Raw genomic sequence first — 19,630 nt, forward strand, 5'->3', positions numbered from 1 at the left:
GATTCTCGGGTGTTTTGGTCATGGTTTTGAGCGGTTTGGAGGCAGGTGACAGCGCGGTTTCAGTGGGGGTTTCGTCAAGGCGGCGTAGGCTGCGGCGAGGGGCTTGGCTGTGACGAAACGATGAACCCGAGGTTGCGGGCTGGCGGTATCGGCCCACCCCAAAATCAACTGAACAGGTAGGGTCCAATGTGGGAGGGGGCTTGCCCCCGATGAGGGAGTGTCAGCCAAAGACGCATAGACTGACCCATCGCAATCGGGGGCAAGCCCCCTCCCACATTCAGGTCACCAGTTGGTTGATCTCGATGATCGGCAACAGCACCGCCATCACGATCACCAGCACCACGGCGCCCATCACTACGATCATCAGTGGCTCGAGCAGCGCGGTCATGCCCATGGCACGGCGTTCGATGTCCCGCGACAGGGTCTGCGCCGCGCGTTCGAGCATCGGCGGTAGTGAGCCGGTTTTTTCACCGCTGGCGATCAGGTGGATCAGCACCGGTGGGAACACCTTCTCCACCGCCAGCGCCGGAGCGAGGTTGACGCCCTCGCGCACTTTGGCGGTGGCGTCGTTGACGCACTGGCTCAGACGCTCGTTGGACAAGGTCTGGCGCGCCGCTTCGAGGGCGCGCAACAGCGGCACGCCAGCACCGCCGAGGATCGCCAGGGTCGAGGCAAATCGCGCGGTGTTCAGGCCCAGCACAAAGCGCCCGATCAGCGGCAAGCGCAGCACGCGGCTGTGCCAGTTCAAGCGCGCCACGGGGTTGCGCAGGTACAGGCGCCAGCCCCAGAAGCTGCCGACGATCCCGGCAAAACACAGCCAACCCCAGGCGCGGATAAAGTCGCTGGCGTTGAGCATCGCCAGGGTCAGCCCCGGCAGGTCCTGGCGCGCCTGGGAGAACGCGCTGACCACCTGGGGCACTACGTAGCTGAGCAGGAAAATCACGATGCCGATGGACACCAGCCCCACCACGCCGGGGTAGATGAATGCGGTGAGGATCTTGCCGCGCAGGTTGTTGCGCTCCTCGATGTAGTCGGCCAGGCGCTCCATCACCTGGGCCAGGTCGCCGGACTCCTCCCCCGCCGCGATCAGCGCACGGTAGATCGACGGAAAGTCCCGTGGCCGTGCCGCCAGGGCATCGGCCAGGCGCATGCCGCCGCGCACATCGGCGCGCACGGCGGCCAGGGTCTGGGCGATGTGTTTTTTCTCGGCCTGTTCCACCGTCGCGCTCAGCGCCGCTTCCAACGGCAGGCTGGCGCCGAGCAGGCTCGCCAGTTGCCGCGTGGCCCAGGCCAGGTCGTTGTCCGACAGCTTGGCGCTGAATAGGCTGCTGCCGCCCGCGGCCTGTTGACCGCCTTCGACCTGCACCAGAAGCGCGGTCAGGCCACGGCTGCGCAACGCGGCAAACGCCGCGCTCTGGCTGTCCGCCTCCAGGTGCCCGGCCTCGACCTTGCCGCTGGCGTCGGCGGCTTCATAGCGATAGCGATTCATCAGGCGTCCCGTGTTACGCGCAGGATTTCTTCGGCCGCGGTGGTGCCGCTGCGCACCCAGCGCTCGCCGTCTTCACGCATGCTGAACATGCCGGCGCGGCGTGCGGCCAGACGCAGTTCCTGCTCGCCGGCGCCCTGGTGGATCAGGCTGCGCACCTCGTCGTCGACGCAGAACAATTCATGGATACCGGTACGCCCGCTGTAGCCGATCTGGTTGCACTGCGCGCAGCCCACCGGGCGCCAGGTGCCCGGCACGGCCGGGTCTGCCTGCTTGCAGTGCGGGCACAGGCGCCGCACCAGGCGCTGGGCCAACACGCCCAACAGTGAAGACGCCAGCAGGAACGGTTCGACGCCCATATCGATCAGGCGGTTGACCGCCGACACCGCGTCGTTGGTGTGCAGGGTGGCGAGCACCAGGTGGCCGGTGAGCGAGGCTTGCACGGCGATCTGGGCGGTCTCCAGGTCGCGGATTTCGCCGATCATGATGATGTCCGGGTCCTGGCGCAGAATCGCACGCAAAGCCAGGCCGAAGGTCATGTCGATCTTGGCATTGACCTGGATCTGGCTGATGCCCGGCAAGTCGTACTCCACCGGGTCTTCGACGGTGAGGATATTGCTGGTGCTCGCATCCAGCCGCGCCAGCGCGGCGTAGAGGCTGGTGGTCTTGCCGCTGCCGGTGGGCCCGGTGACCAACACGATGCCGTGGGGCTGGCGGATCAGCGTGTCGAGGCGCGCCAGCAGTTGCGGCTCCATGCCCAGGGTCTCCAGTTGCAGGCGCCCGGCCTGCTTGTCCAGCAAGCGCATCACTACGCGCTCGCCATGCCCGGTGGGCACTGTCGACACGCGGATATCAATCGGCCGCCCGGCCACGCGCAGGGCGATGCGGCCGTCCTGGGGCAGGCGTTTTTCGGCGATGTCGAGCTGGGCCATGATCTTGATCCGCGACACCAGCGCGCCATGCAGCGCCTTGCGCGGCGAGACCACGTCGCGCAGGGTGCCGTCGACGCGGTAGCGCACCACGGAGTGGGTTTCGTAGGGTTCGATATGGATGTCACTGGCCTCATCGCGGGCGGCCTGGGTCAGCAAGGCGTTGATCATGCGGATCACCGGCGCGCCGTCCTGAGTGTCGAGCAGGTCGGTGATCTCGGGCATGTCCTGCATCAGGCGGTCGAGGTCGACTTCGTTTTCGGCGGCACCGACCACCGCAGCGGCGCTGCCGGTGTCGGCATAGGCGCTGGCGAGCAGGCCGTCGAGTTCATCATCGCGCACCTGTTCAAGGCGGCTCTGGCCGAACTGACGTTGCACTTCGCTGATCGACCAGCCGGGGGTCGACGGGCAGACCGTCAGCAGCAGGCCGGCCTCGCCGGGACGCAGGAGGATGCGTTGGGATTTGGCCCAGGCGTAGGGCAGCAGGCTCATGGGGTTGACCCTTTTGGATTGAGTACATATCCGTTGCTGCGGTAACGGCGGCTTATGGTTCCGCCCTCACGGCGGGCCGCCGCGCACTGTAAATGTGGGAGGGGGCTTGCCCCCGATAGCGGTGTGTCAGTCAATTCATCTGTAACTGAACCACCGCTATCGGGGGCAAGCCCCCTCCCACATTTTGAAGCGGTGAGTGCCCAGGAATTCTCAGTCAAATCCGACTGCACCCGTCTGGGCACTGCATTGATTGCAGCGGGGTTGTGGCACAAATCCAGGCCATGAAAAAACACCGCCCCCCCGCGTAAACACGATGCGAAGCGAGCCGCTTTTGATCTTAAACCACGCAAGCCTGCGTTCGGGCACACCGAGCCCAAGCGAGGTGCCGAGTGGTGGGGCAAGGGCCCTTTGGTTACTTTGGGGCTTTTCCAAAGTGACCCGCCGTAAGGGCGGAACCATAAGCCGCCGTTACCGAAGCCCCGGATATGCACTCGCTCAACATCAATCACGAGCCGGCACCGCCCTGATCACCGCCCTCGGCCCAGCCCCCGGAATCGCCTTCTCCACCGACGGCAACTGCGGCGCCTGCACATCCGGCATTGCCCAACTGCGCTCCGGCTGCAAGCCTCCCTGGGCGCGGCGCATGAACTCATAGCGGTTCAACGTGATACTGCGCCCCGCGCCACTGTCGCGAATGATGTAAGGGCGCAAAAACACCATCAGGTTGGTCTTGTTCACACTGCGCTTTTCATTGCGAAACAACGCGCCCAACCCCGGGATATCCGACAGCCACGGCACCGCGTCATTGCTCTGGCTGTAGCCGTCCTGCAACAACCCGCCGAGCACCATGATCTGCCCGTCGTCCAACAGGATGCTGGTATCGATCGCCCGCTTGTTGGTCACCGTGCCCGCGTCCACCGACGCCCGCGCGTCCACGCTGCTGACTTCCTGGTAGATATCCAGCTTCACCGTGCCGCCTTCGGAAATCTGCGGGCGCACGTTGAGCTTGAGCCCCACTTCTTCGCGCTGCACGGTCTGGAACGGGTTGTTGCTGGTGCCGCCGCCGCCCGTCACATAGCTGCCGGTGACGAACGGAATGGTCTGCCCGACAAAAATGCTCGCGGCTTCGTTGTCCAGGGTCAACAGGTTCGGTGTCGACAGCACGTTGGTGCCGCCCTTGCTCTTCAAGGCGCGGGCCAGCACTTTGAGGTCGAGCACCTTGCCGATCCCGGGGATGTCGACGCTGCCATCGACCAGGCCGATATTCAGGCCCTTGGGCAGCACATCGATGCTGGTCTTGCTGGTCGACGTGCCATTCACCCCGCTGCCCCCCAGGTTCACCCCGCCAAAACCGCCCTTGCCGCCGAGGTTGCCGGCCTGCCACTGCACGCCGAACTCGCTGGCGTCGTCTTCGTTGACTTCGACGATCAGGCTTTCGATCACCACCTGGGCGCGGCGCTGGTCAAGCATGTCGATCACTTCGCGCAGGTTGCGGTACAGCGGGTCCGGCGCGGAGATCAGCAAGGTGTTGGTGGTGGCGTCGGCCTGGATCGTCACGCCGCCGGCGCTGAACGCGGTGTTCTGATCGCTGGGGCTGCTGCCGGTCGCCGGTTTGTCCTGGCCATACCCGGCCTGCACGCCGCTGCCGGTGGGCGTGCCGCTGCTGTTCTGCGCGGTGCTGTTGCCCTGGGTGCTCTGGGCATTGCCGCCCATGGCACTGAGCTTGCCCCGCGCCTCGTCGCTGACGCCGGACTCGCTCTCGCCGGTGAGCAAGCCGCGCAGCGACTGCGCCAGCTTGCCGGCCTGGGCGTTGCGCAGGTAGACCACGTGCATGTTGCTCGGGTTGCTCTGGGCATTGTCGAGTTTGTAGATCAGGTTGCGCGCCAGCTCGGTACGCTCGGGGCTGCCGGAACGGATGATGATCGAGTTGGAGCGCGGGTCACCGATCACGTTGATCTTCTGGGTCTGGTCGGCGCCCTGGGTTTCCAGGAGTTCGCTGACCATGGCGGCGATGTCCACGGCGATGCCGTTCTGCACCATCACCACGTCGGTGTCGATGGCGCTGGGGGTGTCGATGCTGTCGATGATCTGCGCCACCCGCGCAAGGTTTTCCGCGTAGTCGGTGATGACGATGCTGTTGTTGCCCGGGTAGGCGTTGATCGGGTTGTTCGGCGACACGATCGGGCGCAGCACCGGGATCAGGTTCACCGCGTTTTCATATTGCAGGCGAAAGGTGCGGGTCTGCATGCCGCTGCTGCCGGCGCTGTAGATCGGCCCGCCGAGCAACTTCGCATCGGCCTCCGGCACCACCTGGGCCACGCCGCCGACGTCGACCACGCTGAAGCCCTGCATGCGCAGCGCAGCCAGCAGCATGTCGTAGGCTTGATGCGCCGGCACCTGGCCTTCGCTGACCAGGGTCAGGTTGCCTTTGACTCGAGGGTCGACCAGAAACTGCTGGCCGGTGGCACGGGACAGCGCGCGCACCACCGCCTGGATATCGGCATCGACAAAATTCAACTGCACCGGCTGATCGCCCAGCGGGTTGCGCGTCTTGACCGCAGCCGGCGCGTGGCCACGGGCGCTGTTGGTCAGCGGGTGCTGGACGCGGGGCTTGGGCGCCGGCTCGCGCTGGCGCTCCAGCACGCTCTCGCTGCTGCGCCGGGTGTCGGCCAGGGGCTGGCCGAGTTCGCTGTCCACCTGCAACGGCTTGGTCGGCGACGGGGTGTTGCTGCACGCGCTCAAGGCCAGTAACAGCAGCGGCGCGACCTTGCGAAAAGGCGCAGGGTTGGGGACTGACCACTTCATGAAGCTTCCTTAGCGCCAAGCGCCTGATCCATGCGAACGGTCCCGGACACAGTGCCGGCCGAGTTGTCGATAGCGTCCGCGCTACGCTGCAAGCGCGCCTCGGACACCTCCAGGGAAAACGAACGGGGATTGCCCAGTAACCAGTCCATCACCGCATCGGCCGGCGCGTTGTCGAAGCTCAGGCGCCAGGCGCCGGCATCCAGCGCCTGCAACTGGTAACGACCTTGCAGGCCGGCGCTGTCCAGGGCCTGTTGCAGCGTGGCGGCATCGGCGGGCCGCGGCGCCGCGACACCCTGCAACAGCGCGTGCAAGGTGGCGGCCTGGGTGCGCAACTTGGGGGTTTCGGCCTGCCAATACGCGATCGTCTTCAAGGGCGGCTGAATCAGCACCAGCCAGGTCAACAGACCTGCCAGCACCAGGCCGGCGCCGCTGAGCATGCGTTGTTCGCGCAGGGCCAGGCCGCTCCAGAACGCCTGGGCCTGGCTGCGTAGACGGCGCCACTTATTCATCGGCGGCTCCCGGTTTTTCGGCGGTTTCCACCGGGCCCAACGTCCAGCCATGCTCATCGCGGGTCGCGCTAAACCCGGCCTGGGCCAGCGCCGCTTGCCCATCGCCCGGCGCCGTCGGGCTACGGCCGTCGGCCAGCAAGCCCACGTGCAAGCGGCCCTGTTCGAAGCTCAGGTTGTCGACGTTGCCGACCATGAACGGCAGGCTGCTGCCGGCTACTTGCAGCAGGCTGCCAAAGCGCTGGGCGGGGTCGGCGGCGGCGCCGGTTTGGCGGGCGGCCAACTGTTGGCGGGCCTGCTGCAAGGGGTTGAGGATCACCGGTAATTCGGGGAAGGCCTGGCGCACCTGCTGGCTCAGCAGCGCCTTGAGCTGCTGGCCTTCGCCCGCCTGGCGCGCGGCGTACAGGTTCAGGCCCAGGGTCCAGACGGCAGTGGCCAGGGCGACAGCGGCCAGCGCCCTGCCCCAGCCACCGCTCGCCGGTGGGTTGAGGCGGCCGTGCAAGCCCCAGCCAGGCACGGCGCCACTCCAGCGTTGCGCCTCCGGCGCCAGCGGCACCTCCAGCCCTTGATCCAACACCTGTTGCCCGAGCGGATGCACCGCCGCTTGGTGAAGGCTATGGCGTGTCAGCAAATAACCGTCGTGCATGGCCGCGGCGCCGAGCGGCAAGGCATACGGCGCCGGGTACAAGCCGCGCAACCTGAACTGGCCCTGCGCCAACACCTGGCCCAGGCGCTCCAACCCGGCCGTGGACACCCAGGCCACCTGCACGCGCCCATCGCTGTCGCGCGGGCCGTGGGCCACCTGCATCTGCTCCACCGGCCCGAGGATCAACGCCTGTGCGGCACAGGCCACGGCGGCGGCGGTTTTGGCGGCGGCCAGCGGCGGCAGCTCGAGGCTGGTCGACAGGCTGTCGGCGGGGTGCAGAAAGCACTCCACCGACGGCTTGGACCGGCCCAACTGCAACAGGCTTTCGCAACCCTCGCTCACCACGGCGCCACGCTCCAGCCAGGCAAATTGCACCTGGCTGTCGACCGTCAGTTGATCGAGTGGCGGCAAGCCGATCCGCAGGCGTTTCATGCGCCCACCCGCGACCAGATCACCTGGGGCCGGCGGTCTTCGGGGCGATGCAACAACGCGTCGATCGTTACCCGGCGCTGTTCACGGCGTACCTGGCCCTGCAGGCGAAACCACTCGCTGGTAATGCCCACCTGCACGCTGTCCACCGCCACTTGGGGCAGGTGCAGGCGGTTGACGAAATCGCCACGGTTGATAAACCAGCGCCCGCTGTCGCGCTCGGCCACCAATGCCTGGGCCTGGGCCAGGCTGAGTTCCGGCACCACCGCGCTGAGCACTTCGGCACTGGCGGTGTTGCCGTTGACCCAGGTATTGCCGGGCAGCACGCCGACGAAGGTCTGCAGGCGTCGCAGCAGCAGCGGGTCGAGCCCTTCGATACCGCTCAGGTCATCCAGGCTGCGCAGCATCGGGTAGCGCGCCGGCAACAGCGTCTTGTCGGTACGTTGATCATAGGAGGCGATCACTCGCCGGCTGATACGTCGGCTCACGGCCGGGTCGATGTCGATCAGGCGGCACAGGCGCTCGAAAGCTTGCAGTTGTTCGGCGTCCAGCCGCTGGTGATTGACCAGATTGCGCAGGTTGAACTTGCCCTGCTCGTCCTCCAGGCGCCCTTCAAACGCCCCGCCCTGGGGCCGCGCCCACGGCTGATCGAGGCGCGTCAGCACGTCCTTCTGGCGCGCCTCCCACAGCAACAGGCGGCTGTGTTCCAGGCGACCTTGCAACAGCCACTGACCCTGAATGCGCAATTGCTCGGCCTCCACGCTGCGGGTGAATACGCTCTGGCGCGTGAGCATGGCGCCGGCGATCACCGCCACCACCGCCGCGATCAGCAACGCGCTGATAATCGCCATGCCGCGCTGCTTCGCCGCTGCGGGCGAATCCCGTTTCATCGCGCGCCTTACAGCTGCCAGGAGCCGATATCGGCATTCACGCCGTCGCCATCCGGTTGGCCGTCGGCGCCCAGGGAGAACACATCGACCTCGCCGTTGGCGCCTGGGTTGAGATAGTGATAAGGACGGCCCCACGGGTCATTGGGCAGGCGGTCGAGGTAGGCGCGCCAGTTGCTGTTTTTCGCATCCGCCGGGCGTTCCACCAGCACTTTGAGGCCCTGGTTCATCGTCGGGTAAGTGCCGTGGTCGAGGCGATAGAGTTTCAGCGCCTGCATCAACCCGCCGATGTCCTGTTTCGCCGCGGTGGCCCGCGCCTGGTCCGGGCGGTCGAGTACCTTGGGCACCACCATCGCCGCCAGAATCCCGAGAATGACCACCACCACCATGATCTCGATCAGAGTGAAGCCACGCTGGCCGCGAGGGCCTGGCAGTGGGGATGTTAGGCGTGCGATATCCATCTCGACATTCCTTGGCTTGAGTGCATTTCGGGGCGCAGTGTTGCAAGAACACATGTCAGTCGTATTGAAAATCCTCGGGAGTTTCGGTCGCCAATCGGTCAACTGCCAGCGCTAGGCTGCGCACCTGTTTCCAGGCTTTGAGAACGCCATGCGCAGGCACCGCAACGAGCGAGGTTTTACCCTGATTGAAGTGCTGGTGGCGCTGGCGATCATCGCGGTGGCCATGGCCGCGGCCGTGCGCGTGGCCGGGTTGATGACCCAGAGCAACGGCCTGCTGCGCGACAAGTCGATGGCGATGCTGGCGGCGCAAAGCCGGCTGGCGGAGTTGCAGTTGGAGGGGCGTTTGAGCAGCGGTAAGAAGACCTTCGCGTGCGATCAGGGCCGCTTGAAACTGCGTTGCGAGCAGACCCTCAGCAACAGCCCCGACAGTCAGTTGGTGCAGGTCGATGTGCAGGTGCGGGACGCCAGCCGCGAGGCGCCGCCGTTGGCGCGCCTGGCGACGACCCTGGCCAGGCCGCAGGTCAAGGCCGAGTGAGGCGTGGCAATGCGGGCGCCTGCGGCAACGTGTCGAGCTGCACGCGCACCTTCTCGCCGCCGCGTTCGATCTCGACACCGTCACCCGCGATGGCCGTCAAGCGCACGCCGGGGCTGAGGCGCTCGCCGAGCAGAAAACTGCGCGGCGGGCCATCGTTGAGGCTGAGGATCGCCACCGCGCCCCGCGCTCCGGCCAAGACCCCCGAGACCTTGACCTGCAATGCCGTCGGCGCCGTGGAAAACCACTGCAACGCCGGGTTATCGCTGCGCGCCGCCAACACCTCGGCGGCCGCCGGCGGCGTGTGGGATTCGGCGGAAGTGAGCAGCAACGGCGTCCAGACCGCCACGCCGGCCAACGCGGCAACCACGGCCAGTGCCTGCACGCCGAGGGCGGGAGAAAAACGAAGGGCAAGTGCCATGGGTGGACCTCCTGTTTGTCCGTGGCATCAGCCTACAGGCCAATTCGCACGTTTTTATTTCATAACCTCGCCAGCTTTCCAGGTGCCGCCCCATGAAACAGCAAGGTTTCACCCTGATCGAACTGATGGTGGTGCTGGTGATCATCGGCATTGCCAGCGCCGCCATCAGCCTGACCATCAAGCCCGACCCGCTGCACCTGCTGCGCAAGGATGCCGAGCGTTTGAGTCAGTTGCTGCAAGTAGCCCAGGCCGAAGCCCGCGCCGATGGGCGGCCGATCACCTGGCGCGCGGACGCCAAGGGTTTCCGCTTCAACCGTCGCAGCGATGACGGCCTCGGCGTGGAGTCATTCCAGGGCGACGCCCAACTGCGCCCGCGCCTATGGGAGAGCACGCCGATGCAGGTCACGATCGAGCCCCGGCAAACCTTGGTGCTCGACGCCGAATGGATCAACCCGCCAGTGCGGGTCGAGCTGTCCGACGGGCAACACCACCTCAGCCTGCAACGTGATGCCGCCGGTTTGATGCGCGTGGTGAGCCAGCCATGAGTGCCTCGCAGAAAGGCTTCACGCTGATTGAGGTGATGGTGGCGATCATGCTGATGGCGCTGGTCAGCCTCATCGCCTGGCGCGGCCTCGACAGCGTGACCCGTGCGGATCAGCACTTGCAGGCCAGCACGGAACAGACCGAGGCGTTGTTGCGGGCGCTGAACCAGTTGCAGCGCGATCTCAACATGCGCGCCAGCGTGGAGCTGAGCGTGCCGGCTTCTCTGCAAGCCGATAAAACCAAGCCCAGCGGGTTGGCGGCGGTGACGGTGCGCAGTTCCGACAGCAAGGGCTTTCGCCTGGACGTGATCCGCAGCGCGCCGGTCGCGGCGGATGGGCTGCAACGGGTGCGGTGGTGGCTCAAGGGCGACAGCCTGTACCGCGCAGCCGCACCGGCGCGGGATCGCTTTCCGTTGCCGGCGGCTAAGGATGGGGTGGTGGTGTTGACCGGGGTCAGTGATCTGCAGGTGCGGGTGTGGGAGGCGGACAAGGGCTGGCGGCAGTTGAGCGGGAATCGGCGGGAAGATCCGCTGGGGCTGGAGGTGAGCCTGGTGCGGCAGACGGCGCAGGGGGTGGAGCGGTATCGGCAGGTGGTGGGGCCGCTTTGGTAGGGGTGGGTGATGGGGGCATATTCGTTTTTTCGGTAATGGTGGCGGTTGAGTGCATATTCGTTTTTTTGGTAATGGCTGCTTAGGGTTCCGCTCTTACAGCGGGTCACTTTGGAAAAGCCCCAAAGTAACCAAAGGGCTCTTGCCCCACCACTCGGCACCTCGCCTAGGCTCGGTGTGCCCGAACGCAGGCATTACTCCGCGGGCCGCCGTCACGGGCCATCCATGGCCCGGGACGGCTAAACCGGCATCCCTGCCGGTTTACCCGCTGCGTAATACCTGCGTTCGGCCAGCGTGGTTTTACGGGGCGCCTAAGATCAAGATCAAGAACAGAGCAAAAGCAGATCAAGAGCAAAGCAAGGTCTATCTGATCTATGGAGATCCAAATGTGGGAGGGGGCTTGCCCCCGATAGCGGTGGGTCAGTCATGCATGAAGTGGCTGACATATTGCTATCGGGGGCAAGCCCCCTCCCACATTTTTGACCCGGTTCGGCTTCCAGGATCAGGTCGGCTATAAGGCCGCCTCGCTTTGGCTTTTGATCTTAGGCGAGGCACCGAGTGGTTTTACGGGGCGCCTAAGATCAAGATCAAGATCAAGAGCAGATCAAAAGCAGAGCAAGGTCTATCTGATCTATGGAGATCCAAATGTGGGAGGGGGCTTGCCCCCGATAGCGGTGGGTCAGTCATGCATGTAGTGGCTGACATATTGCTATCGGGGCAAGCCCCCTCCCACATTTTTGACCCGGTTCGGCTTCCAGGATCAGGTCGACTATAAGGCCGCCTCGCTTTGGCTTTTGATCTTAGGCGAGGCACCAAGTGGTTTTACGGGGCGCCTAAGATCAAGATCAAGATCAAGAGCAGATCAAAAGCAGAGCAAGGTCTATCTGATCTATGGAGATCCAAATGTGGGAGGGGGCTTGCCCCCGATAGCGGTGGGTCAGTCATGCATGTAGTGGCTGACATATTGCTATCGGGGGCAAGCCCCCTCCCACATTTTTGACCCGGTTCGGCTTCCAGGATCAGGTCAGCTATAAGGCCGCCTCGCTTTGGCTTTTGATCTTAGGCGAGGCACCGAGTGGTTTTACGGGGCGCCTAAGATCAAGATCAAGATCAAGAGCAGATCAAGAGCAGAGCAAGGTCTATCTGATCTATGAGATCCAAATGTGGGAGGGGGCTTGCCCCCGATAGCGGTGGGTCAGTCATGCATGTAGTGGCTGACATATTGCTATCGGGGGCAAGCCCCCTCCCACATTTTTGACCCGGTTCGGCTTCCAGGATCAGGTCGGCTATAAGGCCGCCTCGCTTTGGCTTTTGATCTTAGGCGAGGCACCAAGTGGTGGGGCAAGAGCCCTTTGGTTACTTTGGGGCTTTTTGTACGGACCGGAACCATAAGCCGCCGTAACCTAAATAACGGATATGTACTCAATCCAACCCAATCCAAAAAAAATGCCCGGTCAACCTAACTCAACAACACCACCCCCCCCGGCAATTCCGTACACTTCGCCCCATACGCATCACGAATCAACAACGCCACCCCCGCCAACTGCTGCAAACTGAACCGCGCCTGCACCCGGCGCTGGCCCAGTTGTTTGTTCAATAACACCAGCATCCCCGGCCGGTAGCGATTGATCTCGTCCACCACCGTCGCCAGCGTCGCGTTGTTGAACACCAGCACCTGCTCGCGCCAAGCCACCACCGCCTGGGCGTCCACCGTCTCCACCGCGCCGATCCCGGCGGCGCCATAGGTGAGTTGCCGGCCACTCTCCATGTGTACAGTGCGTCCGGCGACATCCACCGACAGCCACCCTTCGATACAGGTGACGCACACGTTGCGATCGGTATGCCGCACATTGAACCGCGCCTGCGCCGCACTGACCCAGCCGGCGCCGGCCTGGACCTTGAGCGGCTGGGCCACATGGGCGAGCACTTCGACTTCGCCTTCGAGCAATTCGATCCCCTGCCCCACCCGGCTGATGCGCGTCTGGGTATTGAGTTCCAGGCTCACGCCGTCGCTCAACAGTACCTGGCGTTGCTCGCCGACCGCGGTGCGATAGTCCGCGGTCAAGCCGGCCAGCCCACCTGGGGCGCCGACGCCCACCATCACCAACGCCGCCGACGCCGCTATCGCGCCGCCGAGGAAGGCTCGCCGGCCAAAATGGCGCGGGGGCTGCGCCTGTTCAACCGCCGTGCCCACTTGCCGCCATAACGTCTTGGCCTGCTCGAACGCCTGGGCATGCTCCGGGCTCTGGGCGCACCACGCTTTCAGGGCCTTGGCATCGGCTACGGTGGCCCGGCCCGAGGTCAGCAGAAGCAGCCAGTCGCGGGCTTCATCGTGCAATGGGCTGGCGGGGGTTGCCCGGGCGGTGGAGAGGCTAAAAATGTTCAAGCGCGCAAATACTCACGGATTTATCAGGGACTCAACACTAAGACGGTTTTCCGGCCCCGGGACCGAACCGCTGGATCACTTTTCTTTCCAGGCGCTTGGCACAGTGGCCCAGGGCGGCCTTGATTTCCTTTTCGACCATGCGCGTGGAAATGCCGAAACGTTGGGAGATTTCCAGGTGCGGCGCTTCTTCCAGGCGCGCGGCGATGAGGATCTTGCGACGGCGCGCCGGCAGTTCGTAGAGCGCCTTGACCAGGGACTGGATTTCTTTCTGCCCGCCCACTACCCGCGAGGGGTCCTGGGCTTCGTCGGCGCTTTGCAGCAGCTCTTCGACTTCGCTGCCGGTCAACAGCCGGGCGTCGGCTTCGCGGCGATCGGCGGCGATGTTCAAGGCCATGCGGTACAGGTAGGCATTGGGCTGCGCCAGGTTCGGCGGCATGTCCATGCGATCGACGCGCAGGTAGGTTTCGTGCAGCACATCGTTGGCCAGGTCCTCCGAGCCCAGGCGCTTGCGCAGACGCACCTTGAACTCCTCGTAGGACGCCAGGAACAGGCTGACCATCGTGCTGTGCCCGGAATCTTTCATCCGCCCCAGGCTCCTTTCCCTGCTGTGCATTCCATGCGCGTTCCTGTTGTGTCGGGCATCAAAAGTAAAGTCACCGGCTGGCGCAGCGAGCTCGGCGCCGGGCGTTCGACCCGGGCAGCGCCCAGGCTGCGCACCAGGGCTTCATCGCGTTGTTCATCGCCGGTGGAACTGACCAACCGGCTGTATTCGATCAACCCCTGAGGGCTGACCCAGACCTGCACCAGCGCTCTGAAGCTGCCGGGGTGGGTCAACGGCGAACGGCACAGGCTGGTTTCGATCGCCTGTTGCAACGCCGCGGCATAGCTGTTGTTGATCCGTGCTGCGTTGCGTGCCGATGCACCACGGGTGGCAGGGGGTTGGCTGACCTCGGGCAGTTGCAAGGTGAACGCGTCACTGCGTGCATAGCGCGCCATCAGGCCACTCCCCGTCAGCAACATCGCCAAAGCCTCCTGCGCCGTGAAGCGCCCGCGCACGCTGATGGAGCGCCGGCCCCGCGTCAGTTCACGGTCGACCAGCACCGCCATGCCGGTGGCGCGGCTGTACGCTTGCAGTGCGTGTTCCAGATCTTGTGCCGGCAGGTCCAGTATCAACAGCGGCGGCTCTGCCCTCGCAGGGGTACCCAGCGCCAGCAGCAACAGCAAGGCCAGGGCACCGATGGCGCGCCGCAAGCCCCACTGTTCCCCCCCCGCTCTGCATCGCTGCACGGCCGACGTGTCCTTGAAAACCGTCATCCTGAGGCCAGTTTATGAACCTGATGTTACGGTGATAGCAAAAAAAACATCACGGTGATGGGAAACCCGCTGCACTACACTTTCAAGCCTTATCGGCCCAATTCCCCAGGCCCGCCAGGAGGCCCCATGAAGCGACTCCCCACCCTCGCCAGCTTGTTGCTGTGTACCGCGCTGCCCCTGCTCGCCCACGCCGAAACCGCCGCCAAAGGCTGCACCGAGGTGACGGTGGATGGCTATAAGGCTCCCGACTATGGCTGCCTGGGCCAGCAGATGGGCAACAACGCGGACGCGGCCAAGGCGGCGCAGAAAAACCGCGAGGCGCAGAACGTACCGGTGCAGAAGCGGCCGCCGAATCAGGTGGGACTGTCCACCCCGGCGGCGACCAGCATTCGCATGGGCAATACGTTCGGGACGTCGGTCAAACCGCAACGGCCTTGAACCTCTGACAGGCCATCAAGGCTGAACCGCTCAACCGAGCACGCCCATACAATTCGCTTGGCTGCCCTACCCCCTAATCTCCTGACTTTCCAAAAAGGCGGGAGAGTAGGCATGTACAAAAAAGTGAGAACGGTATCGCTGGCATTGACGCTGTTGACCGGCGCGATGATGAACTGCGCCTTTGCGGCGACGCCAGCGGTCGCCGTGGCACCGCAATATGACACTAGCCATGTGTACGTCGCCCCGGCCGATGTGGACCGTTTCACCCAGAGCTTCCTCGCCACTTTCGGCGGCAGGAGCACGCCCCAGGTGGTGGTGAATGTGCTGCCGGTGCCCAGCAGCACCACCTCGCAGTTGCTGCAGACGCCTGTAGGCACGGTGTCGCTGTTTGGCTTCACCACCCCCATCCCGCATCCGTTCGGCCAGGAACGCAACGGCTATCTGGTCAAGGACATGGACGCAGCGCTCAAAGCCGCCCGGGACAACGGTGCGGCGGTGATCGTCAGCGACTTTCCCGACCCGATTGGCCGGGACGCGGTGATCCAATGGCCAGGTGGTGTGAACATGCAGCTCTACTGGCACACCAAGACCCCAGACTACGCGGCGTTCCAGACCCTACCGGAAAACCGCGTTTACCTCTCCGCCGATCGCGCCGACACGTTCATCCGGTCGTTCCTGGGCTTCTCCCATGGCAAGGTGCTGGCCGATGACAAGCACGCATCCGCGGTCGATGTGGGCCAGGTCAGCGGCACCTACCGGCGCGTCGAGATCGAATCGCCGTTCGGACGCATGACGGTGCTGGTCACTAACGGCCAACTGCCCTACCCGTTTGGGCATGAAACCACCGGCTACCAAGTGACGGACCTGACCGCCACGCTCGGTAAAGCCACCGGCTCGGGTGCCAAAGTGCTGGTGCCGGCCTTCACCAGTAAAAACCGGCGCAGCGCGCTGGTTGAATTCCCGGGCGGCTATATCGCGGAAATTCACCAGCTCAATACGGTGCACTGAGCCCATGCCAATGACTCGACGCACCGGCTGGGGCCTGGCTGTGCTGTGGCCGCTGCTCGCCAGCAGTGGCCATGCAGACGAGTTGGCCACACGACCGGCGATCAAGACCAACCGCTGGCAGGAAGACTGGTCCGTACTCAGCGATCCGGCGCTGCGCACGCAGCCACTGGACAGCTTGAAGTACCTCCCGCTGTCCAGCGCCAACCCATTCACCTACCTGTCCCTCGGCGCAACATTGCGCGAGCGCTTCGAGATGAACGATGCCAGCGGTTTTGGCGTACACAATGTGGCCCGTGATAGCTACTTGCTCCAACGCTTCCAGGTCCATGCCGACCTGCACTTGAATGAAAACTGGCGTGTGTTCACCCAACTCGAAGATGTGCGGGCCTACGACAAGACCACGATCGGCGGCGCCGATCAGAACCGCGTGGACCTGCGCCTGGCCTTCGCCGAATACATCAACACCTTCGACGCCGGCACCTTCAAGAGCCGTATCGGCCGCCAGGACTTTGCCTTTGACTTGCAGCGTTTCATCTCGTCGCGGGACGGCCCGAATGTGCGGCAATCCTTTGATGCGCTGTGGGCCGACTGGGAGACCCGTCAGTGGCGCTTTATCGGCATCGCCAGCCAGCCGGTGCAGTATCAGGACGGGCGGCACTTCGACGACACATCCAACAGCGATGCGCGCTTTCATCTGCTGCGGGTCGAGCGACTGGTAGGCGGCAAGAATGAACTGTCAGCCTACTACGGCGTGTATGAGCGCAGCGCCGCGCACTATCTGGATGCGGACGGCGATGAAACCCGGCATTTCGTCGACGCACGCCTGGGCGGGGCGGCCCAGGGTTTCGACTGGGACATCGAAGCCATGCTGCAAAGCGGCTCGGTAGGCCACAAGGACATTCGCGCCTGGGCCGGCGGCAGCCGCACCGGATACACCTTCGATAGCCTGGCGTGGAAACCGCGCATCGGCCTGCAATTGGATATTGCCTCGGGCGACCGTAAAGCCGGCGACGGCACCCTCGGCACTTTCAACCCGCTGTTTCCCAACGGCTACTATTTTTCCCTGGCGGGCTATACGGGCTACAGCAACCTGATTCACGTCAAGCCCTCGATCACCGTTCAGCCTGTCGACAAGCTGAGCGTGCAGACCGCCGTCGGCCTGCTCTGGCGGCAGACCACCAGCGACGCGGTCTACACCCAGCCGAACTTGCCGGTCGCCGGCACCGCAGGCCAGGGTGATCGCTGGACCGGCGCTTACGCTCAACTGCGTACCGACTATGTGTTTACGCCAAACCTCAGCGGCGCGGTTGAAGCGGTGCATTACGCAGTCGGCCGGACCTTGCGCGATGCCGGAGGCGACGACAGTAATTATTTGGGGGTAGAGCTCAAGTTCAGTTGGTGAACCCAAGCAAGCACACCCATACAAGCCCGTTGCCCGGTTTGGGGCAATAGTGATCCTGATGTTTTTCGTTCCTCAACCAAGGAGTTTTCCATGAGCACATTCGTTACCAAAGACGGTACCCAGATCTACTTCAAGGACTGGGGCAGCGGTAAACCCGTGTTGTTCAGCCATGGCTGGCCGCTGGACGCCGACATGTGGGAATACCAGATGGAATACCTGAGCAGCCGCGGCTTTCGCACCATCGCGTTTGACCGCCGGGGTTTCGGGCGCTCGGATCAGCCGTGGAGCGGTAACGACTACAACACCTTTGCCGACGATATCGCCCAACTGATCGAACACCTGGACCTCAAGAACGTGACCCTGGTCGGCTTTTCCATGGGTGGCGGCGACGTCGCGCGCTACATCGCCCGCCACGGCAGTGCCCGTGTCGCCGGCCTGGTGCTGCTGGGCGCGGTGACGCCGCTGTTCGGTCAGAAACCGGACTACCCGCAGGGTGTGCCCACCGATGTGTTCGACGGTATCAAGGCCGGCCTGCTGAAGGATCGGGCGCAGTTCATTGCTGATTTCAACCTGCCGTTCTTCGGCATCAACAAAGGCCAGAAAGTCTCCGACGGCGTACTGACGCAAACCCTGCAGATCGCCCTGCTGGCATCGCTCAAGTCGACCGTGGATTGCGTCACCGCCTTCTCCGAGACCGATTTCCGCCCGGACATGGCCAAGATCGACGTGCCGACCCTGGTGATCCACGGCGATGGCGACCAGATCGTACCGTTCGAAACCACCGGCAAGGTAGCGGCCGAGATGATCAAGGGTGCCGAGCTGAAGGTCTACAAAGACGCGCCGCACGGGTTTGCAGTGACCCACGCCCAGGCATTGAACGAAGACCTGCTGGCGTTCCTGAACCGCTGAACCGCTTAGATCCCGCTCTCCTTATTTGGCCGGGCTTGCCCGGCCTTTTTTTGCTCAGGCAAAACGCTGACCGAGGGTGAAGCGACCCGGCCCGGCGATCAGCACGCTGGTGAAAATGATCAACAGCAGCCAGCCGAACTGCCCTTCCAGCAACGTCCACTCCGGGTGCACCACCAGCATCGCGATCAACAGCACCGCGAGGATCGGCAGGCAGGCCAGGCGCACCAGCACCCCGGCGATGATCAACAGCGGGCACAGCACTTCGGCGCCAATCGCCAGCAGCAACGTGACGTGGGCGCCGAGGTGAAACGGGTCTTCGATCAGTTTCAATTGCTCGCTGTAATTGAGCAGTTTGGGCATGCCATGCACCCAACACAGGAACAGCGCGCCGCTGACCCGCAGAAACAGCAGACCCACATCCTGATTTCTTGATTCGTTCATAAGCGAGCTGTCCGTGAGATGACTGCCGCCGATTGTGTGCGCAAAGACACCGGCGAGCTTGCAAGCGTGTGCTGACCTCACTCCCCGGTGCCGGCAAACCCCGCGACGATTTCATCGATCACCACCCGCACCCGCGCGGTGTGGCGCAGGTCGGCGTGGGTCACCAGCCAGACGTCGTAAGGCATCGGCCGAGTGCGCTCCGGCCAGAGACGCACCAGCCCGTCGCGTTCGCCGGTACACACCGGCATCTCACCGATACCGATGCCGGCGGCAATGGAACGGCGCACCAGCAGGCCGGAGCTCAGGGTCGCCGCGATGCGGCCGCGGCCCAGGGGTTCGCAGACCAGGGTCATGTCCTTCTGGCTCTGCAGATAGGCGTGGTACACCACCAGATCATGGCCTTCGAACAGGCTGCCGGGCTCCGGTGCGCCGTGGCGGTCGATATAAGCCTGGGAGGCAAACAACCCAACCGGCCAACGTGCGATACGCCGCGCGATCAGGTCAGGGCTATCCGGGCGCATGTTACGCACGGCGATGTCGGTTTCGCGCTTGGCCAGGCTGAGAAACTGGGTGGACGCGTCCAGATGCACGCGCACGTCGGGGTGCTGCTCGTGCAAGCGGGCAATCGCCGGGATCAGGAAATCGATGGCCAACGAGTCGGTGGTACTGACCCGCACGGTGCCGGTCAGGCGTTCGTCCAAGCCTTGTATCTGGCGCTCCAGCTCGAGGGCCGAGCGCTCCATTTTTTCCACGCTGCGCAGGGCGGCTTCGCCGACGGCGGTCAGCGCGTAGCCTTCGGAGGTGCGCAGGAACAGAGTGGCGCTCAAGGACTTTTCCAGCGCGTTGATCCGTCGGCCGACGGTGGCCTGGTCAACCCCCAGCACCCGCGCCGCGCCACGTAAGGTCGACTCGCGGCACACCGCCAGGAAGACCCGTGCATCGTCCCAATTCATGCCCTCTCCTTATGCTGCATATATGCATCGATGTG

20 protein-coding genes are annotated in these 19,630 nt (G+C 64.3%); 7 read left to right on the forward strand and 13 right to left on the reverse strand.

Translation table 11 applies throughout. From position 1 onward, the window contains the following. Nucleotides 1-277: 277 nt before the first annotated feature. The 7 genes from gspF to gspG all read right to left on the reverse strand — a co-directional run bounded on the left by gspF (nt 278) and on the right by gspG (nt 8,641). Nucleotides 278-1,489 carry a type II secretion system inner membrane protein GspF gene (gspF, locus tag PverR02_RS18940; protein WP_079444145.1) on the reverse strand — a complete coding sequence of 404 codons (1,212 nt, stop codon included), beginning with the start codon at nt 1,487-1,489 and terminating at the stop codon, nt 278-280. Beyond that, on the reverse strand, nt 1,489-2,907 hold the full coding sequence (gene gspE, locus PverR02_RS18945; RefSeq protein WP_057004372.1) for a type II secretion system ATPase GspE: 1,419 nt from the start codon (nt 2,905-2,907) through the stop codon (nt 1,489-1,491). The genes gspF and gspE overlap by 1 nt, the downstream gene beginning before the upstream one ends. A gap of 501 nt (nt 2,908-3,408) precedes the next feature. Next, nucleotides 3,409-5,712 (reverse strand): type II secretion system secretin GspD, encoded by a 2,304-nt coding sequence (gene gspD / locus PverR02_RS18950; protein WP_079444146.1) that lies wholly within the window; start codon nt 5,710-5,712, stop codon nt 3,409-3,411. Then, entirely contained in the window at nt 5,709-6,221 is a 513-nt protein-coding gene (gene gspM / locus PverR02_RS18955) for a type II secretion system protein GspM (RefSeq protein WP_017849138.1), read from the reverse strand. Before gspM ends, gspD begins: the two co-directional genes overlap by 4 nt. Then, nucleotides 6,214-7,296, reverse strand: a complete 1,083-nt coding sequence (gspL, locus tag PverR02_RS18960; protein WP_079444147.1) for a type II secretion system protein GspL — start codon at nt 7,294-7,296, stop codon at nt 6,214-6,216. Before gspL ends, gspM begins: the two co-directional genes overlap by 8 nt. After that, nucleotides 7,293-8,183 carry a type II secretion system minor pseudopilin GspK gene (gspK, locus tag PverR02_RS18965; protein ID WP_161493727.1) on the reverse strand — a complete coding sequence of 297 codons (891 nt, stop codon included), beginning with the start codon at nt 8,181-8,183 and terminating at the stop codon, nt 7,293-7,295. Before gspK ends, gspL begins: the two co-directional genes overlap by 4 nt. An 8-nt stretch (nt 8,184-8,191) precedes the next feature. Continuing rightward, nucleotides 8,192-8,641: a type II secretion system major pseudopilin GspG gene (gspG, locus tag PverR02_RS18970; RefSeq protein WP_057004376.1), complete on the reverse strand. Its 450-nt coding sequence runs from the start codon at nt 8,639-8,641 to the stop codon at nt 8,192-8,194. Between the two features lie 148 nt (nt 8,642-8,789). Between gspG and gspI the strand changes: the two genes are divergently transcribed. Next, complete coding sequence (gene gspI / locus PverR02_RS18975) at nt 8,790-9,176, forward strand: type II secretion system minor pseudopilin GspI (RefSeq protein ID WP_017849134.1); 387 nt, start codon at nt 8,790-8,792, stop codon at nt 9,174-9,176. Here the strand turns inward: gspI and PverR02_RS18980 are convergent. Continuing rightward, nucleotides 9,163-9,594 (reverse strand): type II secretion system protein N, encoded by a 432-nt coding sequence (locus PverR02_RS18980; protein ID WP_079444148.1) that lies wholly within the window; start codon nt 9,592-9,594, stop codon nt 9,163-9,165. The genes gspI and PverR02_RS18980 overlap by 14 nt on opposite strands. A 92-nt stretch (nt 9,595-9,686) precedes the next feature. On the opposite strand from PverR02_RS18980, the gene gspH reads away from it, so the two are divergent. Beyond that, nucleotides 9,687-10,139: a type II secretion system minor pseudopilin GspH gene (gspH, locus tag PverR02_RS18985; protein ID WP_079444149.1), complete on the forward strand. Its 453-nt coding sequence runs from the start codon at nt 9,687-9,689 to the stop codon at nt 10,137-10,139. Beyond that, on the forward strand, nt 10,136-10,747 hold the full coding sequence (locus PverR02_RS18990; protein WP_046383039.1) for a type II secretion system protein GspJ: 612 nt from the start codon (nt 10,136-10,138) through the stop codon (nt 10,745-10,747). Before gspH ends, PverR02_RS18990 begins: the two co-directional genes overlap by 4 nt. 1,456 nt (nt 10,748-12,203) lie before the next feature. Here PverR02_RS18990 and PverR02_RS18995 read toward each other — a convergent pair. Genes PverR02_RS18995 through PverR02_RS19005 form a run of 3 tightly spaced genes read right to left on the reverse strand, consistent with a single transcriptional unit; the run spans nt 12,204 to nt 14,354 of the window. Continuing rightward, nucleotides 12,204-13,130 carry a FecR family protein gene (locus tag PverR02_RS18995; protein WP_017846681.1) on the reverse strand — a complete coding sequence of 309 codons (927 nt, stop codon included), beginning with the start codon at nt 13,128-13,130 and terminating at the stop codon, nt 12,204-12,206. Between the two features lie 37 nt (nt 13,131-13,167). Then, a complete protein-coding gene (locus PverR02_RS19000) occupies nt 13,168-13,713 on the reverse strand; it encodes an RNA polymerase sigma factor (RefSeq protein WP_017846682.1) in 546 nt (181 codons plus the stop codon). Then, nucleotides 13,710-14,354, reverse strand: coding sequence for a secretin and TonB N-terminal domain-containing protein (locus PverR02_RS19005; protein WP_046385246.1), 645 nt, complete (start codon nt 14,352-14,354; stop codon nt 13,710-13,712). The genes PverR02_RS19000 and PverR02_RS19005 overlap by 4 nt, the downstream gene beginning before the upstream one ends. A gap of 216 nt (nt 14,355-14,570) precedes the next feature. Between PverR02_RS19005 and PverR02_RS19010 the strand changes: the two genes are divergently transcribed. From PverR02_RS19010 to PverR02_RS19025, 4 genes are all read left to right on the forward strand, one after another. Next, complete coding sequence (locus PverR02_RS19010; protein ID WP_046383038.1) at nt 14,571-14,882, forward strand: hypothetical protein; 312 nt, start codon at nt 14,571-14,573, stop codon at nt 14,880-14,882. 111 nt (nt 14,883-14,993) lie between these two features. Further along, complete coding sequence (locus PverR02_RS19015; RefSeq protein ID WP_079444150.1) at nt 14,994-15,890, forward strand: glyoxalase; 897 nt, start codon at nt 14,994-14,996, stop codon at nt 15,888-15,890. 10 nt (nt 15,891-15,900) lie between these two features. Beyond that, the gene (locus tag PverR02_RS19020) at nt 15,901-17,292 is read left to right on the forward strand and encodes an alginate export family protein (protein WP_079444151.1); all 1,392 of its coding nucleotides are present in this window, start codon (nt 15,901-15,903) and stop codon (nt 17,290-17,292) included. 90 nt (nt 17,293-17,382) lie between these two features. Further along, nucleotides 17,383-18,201 (forward strand): alpha/beta fold hydrolase, encoded by an 819-nt coding sequence (locus tag PverR02_RS19025; protein WP_079444152.1) that lies wholly within the window; start codon nt 17,383-17,385, stop codon nt 18,199-18,201. 54 nt (nt 18,202-18,255) lie between these two features. Here PverR02_RS19025 and PverR02_RS19030 read toward each other — a convergent pair whose 3' ends face one another. Both PverR02_RS19030 and PverR02_RS19035 read right to left on the reverse strand, forming a co-directional pair. Continuing rightward, a complete protein-coding gene (locus PverR02_RS19030; protein ID WP_026139987.1) occupies nt 18,256-18,642 on the reverse strand; it encodes a DoxX family protein in 387 nt (128 codons plus the stop codon). Nucleotides 18,643-18,719: 77 nt separating this feature from the next. Then, nucleotides 18,720-19,595: a LysR family transcriptional regulator gene (locus PverR02_RS19035; RefSeq protein WP_017846689.1), complete on the reverse strand. Its 876-nt coding sequence runs from the start codon at nt 19,593-19,595 to the stop codon at nt 18,720-18,722. Nucleotides 19,596-19,630: the final 35 nt, after the last annotated feature.

It is taken from the genome of Pseudomonas veronii, assembly GCF_002028325.1.
In the GTDB taxonomy this organism is placed as follows: domain Bacteria; phylum Pseudomonadota; class Gammaproteobacteria; order Pseudomonadales; family Pseudomonadaceae; genus Aquipseudomonas; species Aquipseudomonas veronii.